The sequence below is a fragment of the Streptomyces sp. NPDC100445 genome (assembly GCF_044759735.1).
Classification (GTDB): domain Bacteria; phylum Actinomycetota; class Actinomycetes; order Streptomycetales; family Streptomycetaceae; genus Streptomyces.
In genome coordinates this window covers 80,761-92,334 of record NZ_JBIVZV010000018.1, presented here as the reverse complement: position 1 = coordinate 92,334, position 11,574 = coordinate 80,761, and the positions used below count along the sequence as shown (strand labels likewise).

Sequence of the window (11,574 nt, the reverse complement as noted above, 5' to 3'; positions counted from 1 at the left end):
TGAGCCGATGCCCCGGCTGGTCGTCGCCGCGCCCTGCTCGGGCAGCGGCAAGACCACCGTCGCCACGGGACTGATGGCCGCGTTCGCCGCGCGGGGGCTCGCCGTGTCCCCGCACAAGGTCGGGCCGGACTACATCGACCCCGGCTACCACGCGCTCGCCACCGGGCGGCCCGGTCGCAACCTGGACGCGTACCTGTGCGGGCCCGAGCTGGTCGCCCCGCTGTTCCTGCACGGCGCACGCGGGTGCGACCTCGCGGTCGTCGAGGGCGTCATGGGGCTGTTCGACGGGGCCGCCGGTGAGGGTGAACTCGCCTCCACCGCCCAGATCGCCAAGCTGCTGCGCGCGCCGGTCGTGCTCGTCGTGGACGCGTCGTCGCAGTCGCGGTCGGTGGCGGCGCTGGTGCACGGGTTCGCGTCCTGGGACCCGGGCGTGCGGATCGGCGGCGTCATCCTGAACAAGGTGGGCTCCGACCGGCACGAGTCGCTGCTGCGCGAGGCGCTGGAGGCGTCGGGGGTACCGGTCCTCGGCGTGCTGCGGCGGGCGGCCCCGGTGGAGACGCCGTCGCGGCACCTGGGGCTGGTGCCGGTCGCCGAGCGGGGTCCCGCGGCGGTCGACGCCGTGGCCGCCATGGCGGCGCAGGTGGCCCTGGGCTGCGACCTGGCCGCCCTGGCGGAGCTGGCACGTTCGGCGGGCCCGCTCCCGGCGGGCTGTGCCGCCTGGGACCCCGCTCCCGAGCCGGCCCGCGGGCCGAGGCCCGTGGTCGCCGTCGCCGGCGGCCCCGCGTTCACCTTCTCCTACGCCGAGCACACCGAGCTGCTCACCGCCGCCGGCGCCGAGGTCGTCACCCTCGACCCGCTGCGGGACGAGCGACTGCCCGAGGGCACCGCCGGACTGGTCGTCGGCGGCGGCTTCCCCGAGGTGTACGCCGCCGAGCTGTCCGCCAACGAGCCGCTGCGGGCGGCCGTCGCGGACCTCGCGCGCTCCGGCGCCCCCGTGGCCGCCGAGTGCGCCGGACTGCTCTACCTGTGCCGGGAACTGGACGGGCGGCCGATGTGCGGGGTGCTGGACGCCACCGCGCGGATGAGCGAGCGGCTCACCCTCGGCTACCGGGACGCCGTTGCCGTCGGCGACAGCGTGCTGGCGGCGGCGGGGACGCGGATGCGGGGCCACGAGTTCCACCGCACCGTCGTCGAGCCGGGCGCCGGCGCCGCCCCCGCCTGGGGGCTGCGGGCCCCCGCCCGGCGGGTCGAGGGATTTGTACAGCGGGGCGTGCACGCGAGTTACCTGCACACGCACTGGGCGTCCGAGCCCGGTGTCGCCCGTCGGTTCGTGGAGAGGTGCCGGACGTCATGAGCAGCAGGCTGGTCGGAGTCGGGGTGGGTCCCGGTGATCCGGAGCTGGTGACCGTCAAGGGGGTCAACGCCCTGCGGGCGGCCCGGATCGTCGTCGTACCGGTCATGGACAGCGGCGAGCGGGGCCGGGCGGAGGCCACCGTGCTGCACTACGTGCCCGCGGAGAGGGTCGTCCGGGTGGTGTTCGCGCTGAACGAGCGGACCGACCGGGCGCGGCGGGAGGCGGCCTGGGACGCGGCCGGCGGCCGGGTCGCCGAGCTGCTGCGGCGGCACGGGTCGGTGGCGTTCGCCACGATCGGCGACCCGAACGTGTACTCGACGTTCACATACCTCGCGCAGACCGTCGCGGAGCTGGTCCCGGGGCTCGCCGTGGAGACGGTGCCCGGGATCACCGCCATGCAGGACCTCGCGGCACGGTCCGGTGCCGTGCTGACGGAGGGCACCGAGCCGCTCACCCTCGTCCCGGTCACCGCCGGGTCCGCCGTGCTGAAGGAGGCGCTGGCCGGGCCGGGCACGGTGGTGGCGTACAAGTTCGGGCGGCAGGCCGCCGAGGTCGCCGAGGCGCTCGCGGAGACCGGCCGGCTCGGGGACGCGGTGTGGGGGTCGGCGCTGGGGCTGCCGGAGGAGTCGGTGCGGCCGGCCGCCGAGCTGGACGGGGCGCCGCTGCCGTACCTGTCGACGCTGATCGCGCCGCCGCGGCGGGACGGCGGCCGGGGCGGGAAGCTGTGACCTCGCCCGCGCGGTCAGCCGGACAGGCCGACCACCAGCCAGACGAACAGGACACCGGACACCGTGCACAGCAGGGTGGAGCGGGCCGGGTGCTCGTGGTGGGCCTCGGGGAGGATCTCGGCGGCGGCGAGGTAGAGCAGCACGCCGCCGAAGAGGCCGAGATAGCCGCCGAGCGCCGGGGCGGGGATGTGCACGAAGGCGGTCGACAGCGCGCCCAGCACGGGTGCGCAGGCATCCGCCACGAGCATGCCGACGGCCCGGCGGCGCGCGTTGCCGTACAGGCTGGTCAGGGTGAAGGTGTTGAAGCCGTCGGCGAAGTCGTGGGCGATCACGGCGAGCGCGACGGAGGCGACCATGCCGCCGCCGACCTGGAAGGCCGCGCCGATGGCCACGCCGTCCATGAAGCTGTGACCCACCATCGCGCCGGCCGCCGCCAGCCCCACCTCGGGCGTCCGGTGGCCGTGTTCGCCGCCCCCGTGCGCCGCCTGGCGGGCGGCCAGGGTGCGTTCCACCAGATGGGCCAGCAGGAAGCCGGTCACGAACAGCAGCAGCGCGGCGGGCACGCCGCCGACCTCGTGGCCGGCCGCGCGCAGCGCCTCCGGCAGCAGGTCCAGGCCGACCACGCCGAGCATCAGCCCGCCGGCCAGGCCCAGGACCAGGTGGCGGCGGTCGGTCACGCGCTGTGCCGTCCAGCCGCCGGCCAGCGTCATCAGGAACGCGCCGAGCGCGACGAGGACCGCCATAGGCCCTTCGTATCCGATGCACCGGCCCTCACGCACGTCCGGCGGCGGCGCGGGCGCTGACCGCCCGTACCGGCCGCGCGTACCGAACCGCCCGTAGTCCCGTAGTTCTCTAGGAGAGGACCGATTCCCATGGCCGCTGCCCCCACCGGCAAGGTGACCTTCGTCGGTGCCGGCCCCGGCGCCGCCGACCTGCTGACGTTCCGTGCCGCGCGGGCCATCGCCGAGGCCGACGTCGTGATCTGGGCCGCGAGCCTGGTCCAGGCGGAGGTCCTCGAACACGCCCGCGCGGACGCCGAGGTGCTGGACTCGGCGACCATGTCGCTGGAGGACGTCGTCGCCGTCTACCGGCGGGCCCTCGACGAGGGGCTGCGGGTCGCCCGGATCCACTCCGGCGACCCGGCCCTGTGGGGCGGCACGCAGGAGCAGCTGGACCGCTGCCGGGAGATCGGCATCGCCACCGAGGTCGTCCCCGGCGTGTCGTCGTTCTCGGCGGTGGCCGCGATCGCGCAGCGCGAGCTGACGATCCCGGAGGTCGCCCAGTCGGTGGTGCTGACCCGGCTCGGCGGCGGCAAGACGCCGATGCCGCCCGGTGAGGAGGTCCGCGAGTTCGCCCGGCACGGCACCACGATGGCGCTCTTCCTGTCGGCGGCGCGCAGCGGTCAGCTGGTGCGGGAGCTGCTGGAGGGCGGCTACCCCACGGACACACCGGTGGTCGTCGCCTACCAGGCGACCTGGCCGGAGGAGCTGGTCGTGCGGTGCACCATCGGCACGCTGGAGGAGACGGTCAAGGAGCACAAGCTCTGGAAGCACACCCTGTTCCTGGTCGGCCCGGCCCTGGACGCCAGCGGCACCCGGTCGCACCTGTACCACCCGGGTCACTTCCACGGCTACCGGAAGGCCGACCCGCAGGCCCGGCGGGCCCTGCGCGAGCAGCGGGCGAAGAGTTGATCACGGTCGTCGGGGCGGGGACGGGGGCACCGGTCCCCGCGGACGTCCTCGCCGGGGCCGCGCTCGTGGTCGGCGGGCAGCGGCACCTGGACGCCGTACGGCTGCCCCAGGGGGCGCAGCGGGTGGTGCTCGGGCCGCTGGCGCCCGCCCTGGACACCGTCGCCCGGTACACCGGCGCGGGGCTGCCGGTCGTCGTGCTGGCCTCCGGCGACCCGGGGTTCTTCGGGATCGTACGGGCGCTGGCCGAACGGTTCGGCGCCGCGGCGCTGGACGTGCGGCCCGGGGTGTCCTCGGTGGCCGCCGCCTTCGCGCGGATCGGCCTGCCCTGGGACGACGCGGTGGTGGTCAGCGCGCACGGCCGGGACCCGCGGACGGCCGTCAACGTGTGCCGGGCCCGGCCCAAGGTGGCCGTGCTGACCGGGCCGGGGGCCGGACCGGCCGAGCTGGGGGCCGCGGTGCCGGCCGACCGGGTCCTCGTCGTGGCGAGCGCGCTCGGCGACCCGGAGCGGGAGCGCGTGGAGCGGGTGACGCCCGCCGAGGCGGCGGCCCGGGACTGGGGCACGGCGGTGAGCGTGGTGCTGTGCCTGGACGGGACGGAAGTGCCCGGTGCCGTGCGCACGGTCGCCGGGACGCCCGGATCTCCGGCCCGGTGGGCGCTGGCGGAGGAGGAGTTCGCCCACCGCGACTCGATGATCACCAAGTTCGAGGTCCGGGCGCTGGCCCTGGCCCGGCTCGGGCCGCGCCTCGGCGACCTGGTGTGGGACGTGGGCGCCGGGTCGGGTGCGGTGGCGGTGGAGTGCGCGCGGCTCGGCGCGGCCGTCGTCGCCGTCGAGAAGTCCGCGGACGGGGTGGAGCGGGTCCGCGCCAACGCCGCCGCGCACGGCGTCCGCGTCGACGTGGTGCACGGCACGGCACCGCAGGCGCTGTCCGCGCTGCCCGACGACCCCGACGCCGTGTTCGTCGGCGGCGGGGGCCGTGAGCTGCCCGCCGTCGTCACCGCGTGCGCGCGCCGGGCCCGGCGCACCGTCGTCGTCGCCATGGCCGCGCTGGACCGGGTGCCGGCCGCGCGCGAGGCGCTGACGGCCGCCGGGTTCCGCTGCGACGGCGTGCTGCTCCAGTCGTCGCGCCTGGCGCCGCTGCCCGGGGACGTGACCCGGCTGGCGGCCACCAATCCTGTGTTCCTGCTGTGGGGCGAGCGCGCCGCGGCGTCTAGTGAAGGAGTTGCCCAGTGATCGGCCTCATTTCCGCCACCGCGGCGGGAGCGGCGGCGCGGGACCGGCTGGCCGCGGCCTGGCCGGACCGTACCCGGGTGTACGACGGTCCCGTCGGGGAGGCCGTCCGGGCCGCGTTCGCGGAGTGCGAGCAGCTGGTCTGCTTCCTCGCGACGGGGGCGACGGTACGGCTGGTCGCGCCGCTGCTCGCCGACAAGAGCACCGACCCCGGCGTGGTCTGCGTGGACGAGGGCGGCCGGTTCGCGGTGTCGCTGGTCGGCGGGCACGGCGGCGGCGCCAACGCGCTCGCCCGGGCGGCCGGTGAGGTGCTGGGCGCCGAACCCGTGGTGACGACCGCGACGGACGCCGTCGGACTGCCGGGCCTCGACACGCTCGGGCTGCCGTACGAGGGCGCGGTCGCCGCGGTCTCCCGGGCGCTGCTGGACGGCGAACCGGTCGCCCTGGCTGCGGACGTCCCCTGGCCGCTGCCGCCGCTGCCGCTCGCCGCGAGCGGCGCCCACACGGTGCGGCTCACCGACCGGGCCGTCGCACCCGGCGAGCGGGAGGTGCTGTTGCGGCCTCCGTCGCTGGTGGTCGGCGTCGGCGCGTCCAGGGGCGCGCCGGCCGAGGAGGTCCTCGGGCTGGTCGAGGAGGCGCTGCGGGAGGCGGGACTGTCCCCGCGGTCGGTCGCCGAACTGGCCACCGTGGACGCCAAGGCGGACGAGCCGGGCCTCGTGGCCGCCGCCGGACGGCTGGGGGTGCCCCTGGTGACGTACACGGCGGAGGAACTGGCCGGGGTGGCGGTGCCCAACCCGTCCGCCGCGCCGCTGTCGGCCGTCGGCACGCCGTCGGTCGCCGAGGCCGCCGCCCTGGCGCGCGGCGGTGAACTCCTCGTGCCGAAGCGGAAGTCCGTGCGCGCCGACGGCCGGCCCGCGATGGCGACCTGCGCCGTCGTACGGCGGCCGGGGCGCGGGCGGCTCGCCGTGGTCGGGCTCGGGCCGGGCGCCCGGGACCTGCTCACCCCGCGCGCGGCGGCCGAGCTGCGGCGGGCGTCGGTGCTGGTCGGCCTCGACCAGTACGTCGACCAGATCCGCGACCTGCTGCGGCCCGGCACCCGGGTGCTGGAGTCCGGGCTCGGCGCGGAGGAGGAGCGGGCCCGGACCGCGGTCGCCGAGGCCCGCGCGGGGCACGCGGTCGCGCTGATCGGCAGCGGTGACGCCGGCGTGTACGCGATGGCCTCCCCCGCGCTCGCCGAGGCGTCCGACGACATCGACGTGGTCGGGGTGCCCGGGGTGACGGCCGCGCTGGCCGCCGGGGCCGTCCTGGGCGCGCCGCTGGGCCACGACCACGTGTCCATCAGCCTCTCGGACCTGCACACCCCCTGGGAGGTCATCGAGCGCCGGGTGCGCGCGGCGGCCGAGGCGGACCTCGTGGTGACCTTCTACAACCCGCGTTCGCGGGGCCGGGCCTGGCAGCTGCCCGAGGCTCTCGCGATCCTCGCCGGGCACCGGGAGCCGACGACACCGGTCGGTGTCGTCCGCAACGCCTCCCGCCCCGACGAGTCCAGCCGGGTGACGACGCTGGGCGCGCTGGACCCGGCGACCGTCGACATGATGACGGTCGTCACCGTGGGCAACACCGCGACCCGGAACGTGGCGGGCCGCATGGTGACCCCGCGCGGCTACCGCTGGCAGGACGGCACACCGGCGGGCGCCCGGTGACCGTCCCCCGCGACCCCGCCGGGCGGGAGCCGTCCCGGCGGCCGCGCGACCGCCCGGCCGCTCCGCGCCTCCCCCCGCCGGCCCGGGACGCCCGTCCCGCGCCCGCCACCCTGCCGTACCGCACCGTTCCCCCGGAGGAGACCTCGTGACCACCCCGCCCGCCCTGCTCATCGCCGGACACGGCACCCGTGACGACGCCGGAGCCGAGGCGTTCCGCGACTTCGTCCGGGAACTGGGGCGCCGCCACCCCGAACTGCCCGTCGCCGGCGGCTTCATCGAACTGTCGCCGCCGCCGCTGGGCGAGGCCGTCACCGAGCTGGTCGAGCGGGGCGTGCGCCGGTTCGCCGCCGTACCGCTGATGCTGGTGTCCGCCGGGCACGCCAAGGGAGACATCCCGGCCGCGTTGGCTCGCGAGAAGGAGCGGCACCCGGGCATCTCGTACACCTACGGCCGTCCGCTCGGCCCGCACCCCGCGCTGCTGAACGTGCTGGAGCGGCGGCTGGACGAGGTGCTCGGCGGCGCCGCCCGCACTCCCGCGGCACGGGCGGACGTCACCGTGCTGCTCGTCGGGCGCGGCTCCACCGACCCCGACGCCAACGCCGAGGTGTTCAAGGCGGCGCGGCTGCTGTGGGAGGGCCGCGGGTACGCCGGTGTCGAGACGGCGTTCGTGTCGCTCGCGGCGCCGGACGTGCCCAGCGGCCTGGACCGGTGCGTCGCACTGGGCGCGAAGAAGATCGTCGTCCTGCCGTACTTCCTGTTCACCGGCATCCTGCCCGACCGGGTGCGGCAGCAGACCGACACCTGGGCCGCGGCCCACCCCGGGACCGAGGTGCTCTCCGCCGACGTCATCGGGCCCGAGCCGGAGCTGCTGGACCTGGTGATGGAGCGGTACCGGGAGGCCGTCGGGGGCGACCTGCGCATGAACTGCGACTCCTGCGTGTACCGGATCGCGCTGCCGGGCTTCGAGGACAAGGTCGGACTGCCGCAGCAGCCGCACTTCCACCCGGACGACGAGGGCCACGACCACGGGCACGGCCACGGGCACCACCATCACGGGGGGCACTCGCACAGCCATGCGCACTGAGGGCACCGGCGGGGCCGGACACGACCTGCGCCACCACGGGGACGCCGAGGTACGGGACGACGGGGCCGCGCTGGTCGACCTCGCCGTCAACGTCCGTGCGGACACCCCCCCGCGGTGGCTGCGGGAGGAGATCGCCGGTTCGCTGTCGTCCCTCGCGGCCTACCCCGACGGGCGGGCCGCCCGGGCGGCGGTGGCCGCGCGGCACGGGCTGTCGGTGGAACGGGTGCTGCTGACGGCGGGCGCCGCCGAGGCGTTCGTCCTCCTCGCCCGCGCCCTGGAGGTCCGCCGGCCGGTCGTCGTGCACCCGCAGTTCACCGAGCCGGAGGCGGCGCTGCGGGACGCCGGGCACGCGGTGGACCGGGTGCTGCTGCGGGAGGAGGACGGCTTCCGGCTGGACCCGGCGGCCGTCCCGGACGACGCCGACCTGGTGGTGATCGGCAACCCCACCAACCCGACGTCCGTGCTGCACCCGGCGGCGACGGTCGCCGGGCTGGCCCGCCCGGGGCGGACCCTCGTGGTCGACGAGGCGTTCATGGACGCGGTGCCCGGTGAGCGCGAGGCGCTGGCCGGCCGCACGGACGTGCCCGGACTCGTCGTCCTGCGCAGCCTCACCAAGACCTGGGGGCTGGCGGGGCTGCGCATCGGGTACGCGCTGGCGGCGCCCGAGGTGATCACCGCGCTGGAACGCGCCCAACCGCTGTGGCCGGTGTCCACCCCGGCGCTGGCCGCGGCGCGGGCGTGCGTGGCGCCCCGCGCGCTGGCCGAGGCTGGGCACGCGGCGCACCGCGGCGCCGGGGACCGGGCGCACCTGGTCGCGGGACTGTCCGCGCTCGCGGACCGCGGCGTACGGGTGGTGGGGCCGGCGGAGGGTCCCTTCGTGCTGGTCCGCATACCGGACGCCGCGGGGGTACGACGCCGGCTGCGCGACCTCGGCCACGCCGTGCGCCGGGGGGACACGTTCCCCGGGCTCGGCCCGGACTGGATACGGGTGGCGGTACGCGACCGCGCCACGACGAACGGCTTCCTGACGGCCCTGACCACCGCCCTGGACCGATCCACCACCGCGCATCCCACCGGCACCGCCGGTAACGGCACCTGACCGGATCCGCTCCGGCACCGGGCCACCCCGCGACGCCGGACGTCCGCCCAGTGACCGACCGTACTGGCCACTGAGCGCGACGCCTCCGACCGCCATCCGGGGCGACCGGGGCGGGCCCCTCCCGGGAACGGAACGGTCCGGCGCCGGGTGCCCGCTCGGTGACCGCGCCCCGGCCAGCCGGGCGTCGGGAAACCCGTTTCACGGCTTGCCCCGCCCGGTGGGCGTCCCGAAGCCGCCTTCGGCGCCGTCCGTCGGTCCCACCACGATCCGGGACGGCCCACCGGAAGGCCGGACGGCACGCCCCGGCCGAGCCGCAGGACGGGCCCGCCCCTGGGGCCGGGCCCGCAGCCGCTTGCTCGTCAGGGGCGTCCGGTCAGCCGCCGGCCTGGCGACACCTTCCCGGGCGTGCCCCGCCCCCCCGGGGGCGCCCCGGAGCACCCGTCGGCGCCACCCGTCGGCAGAACCCGCACCGGTCACCGGGCACAGCAGGCACCGCCGCGATCCGGGACCGCCCACCGGAAGACCGGAGACGGCACGCCCCCGCCGGCCGAGCCGCAGGACATGCGTTGGCCGGGTCAGTTTTTGCGGCGGCGGGTCAGGGTGATCGCGCCGGCGCCGGCCAGCAGCAGGGTCAGTGCGCCGCCGGCGAGGTACGGGGTCGCCGAGCCGCCTCCGGTCTCGGCGAGGCCGGTCTCCTGGGGGTGGACGTCGGCGGCCGGGGCATGGCCCGGTGCCGGGGACTCGCAGGTGGCCTCGGCCAGGGTGACGGTGCCCTCGACGTCGGCGACGCCCAGCTTCAGCGGATCGACGGACACCTTCAGGCGGAGGGCGGTCGCGGCGGCCGTACGGCTCGTGGTGCGCCGCTCGGCGAGGTCGAGGCGGACCTCGCCGACGCCGGGCACCTCGACCCGCACCGGGCCGCCGGCGGTCAGGGTGACGCGTCTGCCGAGGACGGTGACGGCGCCGAGGACGTTCGCGGCGGCGGTGGGTGCCTTGCCGGCCTCGCAGGTGGCCCGGGCGGTGATCGCGTCGGCCTCGAGCACGGGGAGCAGGGGCAGGCCGGGGACGTGCAGCCGGGCGTGGGCGACCCGGACGGAGCCCTCGGCGCGCCGGTCGGTGGCCGTCGCCCGGGCCCGGGCCACGTCGGCGCCGAGGACGGTGAACGGCCGGCCGCCGTCGACGCCGTCGAGCCGGGCGGTCAGCGCGGTGCGGTCGGCGTCGCGCGGTGCCCGGACCTCGTCGAGGGTGACGGCGAGCGGGACGCGCACGCTCCTGTCGAGCAGGGACACGTCGAGCCCGGTGCGCAGGACGACGGCGGAGGCGCGGCCGTGGCCGCCGGTGGCGTGCGCGGCGCCCGCGCCCAGCACCGCGGGCGCGGCGGTCAGGGCGGTGACCGCCGCGAGGGCGGCGAGACGGCGTGCGGGCATGCGGAAGTCGTTGCTGTTCAAGGCGGTGGGACCCCCAGAGGAAACATGTTCGGGACCCGTCAACCTTGTCCGCCCTGTGGGTGAACGGTCAGCGTTCCGGGGGCACTTCACCCCAACGTGGCCTACCCGCACGCGGATTCGAGCGCGGGGGCACGCCTACTCGACGACGCGCCCGTCGAGCACCACCCGGCGCGGCGCCGCCAGCACCCGTACGTCCGCGCGGGGATCGGCCTCGTACACCACCAGGTCGGCCGGGGCACCCTCCTCCAGGCCGGGCCGGCCGAGCCACGTCCGGGCGGACCAGGTGGTGGCGGCGAGGGCCCGCACCGGGGGGATGCCCGCGGTGACCAGTTCGGCGACCTCCTCGGCGACCAGGCCGTGGGGCAGCGAACCGCCGGCGTCCGTGCCGACGTAGACCGGGATCCCGGCGTCGTAGGCGGCGCGCACGGTGTCGTAGCGCCGCTCGTGCAGCCGGCGCATGTGCGCGGACCAGCGCGGGTACTTGTCGTCACCGCCCGCGGCGAGCTTGGGGAAGGTGGCGATGTTGACGAGGGTGGGGACGATCGCGACGCCCCGCTCGGCGAAGAGCGGGATCAGGTCCTCGGTGAGGCCGGTGGCGTGTTCGACGCAGTCGATGCCCGCCTCGACCAGGTCGCGCAGGGAGTTCTCGGCGAAGCAGTGCGCGGTGACGCGGGCGCCGAGCCGGTGGGCCTCGGCGATGCCCGCCTCGACGGCCTCGCGGGGCCAGCAGGGGGTGAGGTCGCCGACGCCGCGGTCGATCCAGTCGCCGACCAGCTTGACCCAGCCGTCGCCGCGCCGGGCCTCCCGGGCCACGTACGCGACGAGGTCCTCGGGTTCGATCTCCCAGGCGTAGCCGCGGAGGTAGCGGCGGGTGCGGGCGATGTGCCGGCCCGCGCGGATGATCTTCGGGAGGTCGGCGCGGTCGTCGATCCAGCGGGTGTCGGACGGGGAGCCGGCGTCCCGGATCAGCAGGGTGCCGGTCTCCCGGTCGGTCAGCGCCTGCTTCTCGGCGGTCTCCGTGTCGACGGGGCCCTCGGCGCCCAGGCCGACGTGGCAGTGGGCGTCGACCAGGCCGGGCAGCGCCCAGCCCGTGACGGTGGTGACGTCGCGGGCGCCGACGGGGCGGTCGTAGGAGATCCGCCCCCCGACCACCCACAGTTCGTCCCGGACGTCCTCGGGACCGGTCAGGACCCGCCCCTTCACGTGCAGCACCGCGCCATCGCTCATGCACGGCACCC

10 protein-coding genes are annotated in these 11,574 nt (G+C 77.0%); 7 read left to right on the top strand and 3 right to left on the bottom strand.

The genetic code is table 11. The annotated features are described in order from the left end of the window. The first annotated feature begins 7 nt into the window (after nucleotides 1-7). Both ACIQVT_RS33320 and cobI read left to right on the top strand, forming a co-directional pair. On the top strand, nucleotides 8-1,354 hold the full coding sequence (locus ACIQVT_RS33320) for a cobyrinate a,c-diamide synthase (protein WP_403763144.1): 1,347 nt from the start codon (nucleotides 8-10) through the stop codon (nucleotides 1,352-1,354). Further along, the gene (gene cobI, locus ACIQVT_RS33315) at nucleotides 1,351-2,082 is read left to right on the top strand and encodes a precorrin-2 C(20)-methyltransferase (protein ID WP_403762975.1); all 732 of its coding nucleotides are present in this window, start codon (nucleotides 1,351-1,353) and stop codon (nucleotides 2,080-2,082) included. Before ACIQVT_RS33320 ends, cobI begins: the two co-directional genes overlap by 4 nt. Nucleotides 2,083-2,096: 14 nt before the next feature. Here the strand turns inward: cobI and ACIQVT_RS33310 are convergent, their stop codons facing one another. Further along, nucleotides 2,097-2,825 (bottom strand): ZIP family metal transporter, encoded by a 729-nt coding sequence (locus tag ACIQVT_RS33310; RefSeq protein WP_403762971.1) that lies wholly within the window; start codon nucleotides 2,823-2,825, stop codon nucleotides 2,097-2,099. 129 nt (nucleotides 2,826-2,954) lie between these two features. Between ACIQVT_RS33310 and cobM the strand changes: the two genes are divergently transcribed. From cobM to cobC, 5 genes are all read left to right on the top strand, one after another. Beyond that, complete coding sequence (cobM, locus tag ACIQVT_RS33305) at nucleotides 2,955-3,773, top strand: precorrin-4 C(11)-methyltransferase (RefSeq protein ID WP_403762968.1); 819 nt, start codon at nucleotides 2,955-2,957, stop codon at nucleotides 3,771-3,773. Continuing rightward, a complete protein-coding gene (gene cbiE, locus ACIQVT_RS33300; RefSeq protein ID WP_403762965.1) occupies nucleotides 3,770-5,005 on the top strand; it encodes a precorrin-6y C5,15-methyltransferase (decarboxylating) subunit CbiE in 1,236 nt (411 codons plus the stop codon). Before cobM ends, cbiE begins: the two co-directional genes overlap by 4 nt. After that, nucleotides 5,002-6,705 (top strand): precorrin-3B C(17)-methyltransferase, encoded by a 1,704-nt coding sequence (cobJ, locus tag ACIQVT_RS33295; RefSeq protein WP_403762962.1) that lies wholly within the window; start codon nucleotides 5,002-5,004, stop codon nucleotides 6,703-6,705. Before cbiE ends, cobJ begins: the two co-directional genes overlap by 4 nt. Before the next feature lie 145 nt (nucleotides 6,706-6,850). After that, entirely contained in the window at nucleotides 6,851-7,789 is a 939-nt protein-coding gene (locus tag ACIQVT_RS33290; protein ID WP_403762959.1) for a sirohydrochlorin chelatase, read from the top strand. Then, nucleotides 7,779-8,888: an Rv2231c family pyridoxal phosphate-dependent protein CobC gene (cobC, locus tag ACIQVT_RS33285; protein ID WP_403762956.1), complete on the top strand. Its 1,110-nt coding sequence runs from the start codon at nucleotides 7,779-7,781 to the stop codon at nucleotides 8,886-8,888. Before ACIQVT_RS33290 ends, cobC begins: the two co-directional genes overlap by 11 nt. A 575-nt stretch (nucleotides 8,889-9,463) precedes the next feature. Here cobC and ACIQVT_RS33280 read toward each other — a convergent pair. Both ACIQVT_RS33280 and ACIQVT_RS33275 read right to left on the bottom strand, forming a co-directional pair. After that, nucleotides 9,464-10,336 (bottom strand): SCO1860 family LAETG-anchored protein, encoded by an 873-nt coding sequence (locus ACIQVT_RS33280; protein ID WP_403762953.1) that lies wholly within the window; start codon nucleotides 10,334-10,336, stop codon nucleotides 9,464-9,466. Nucleotides 10,337-10,471: 135 nt separating this feature from the next. Beyond that, nucleotides 10,472-11,563, bottom strand: coding sequence for an amidohydrolase family protein (locus tag ACIQVT_RS33275; RefSeq protein WP_403762950.1), 1,092 nt, complete (start codon nucleotides 11,561-11,563; stop codon nucleotides 10,472-10,474). Nucleotides 11,564-11,574 lie beyond the last annotated feature (11 nt).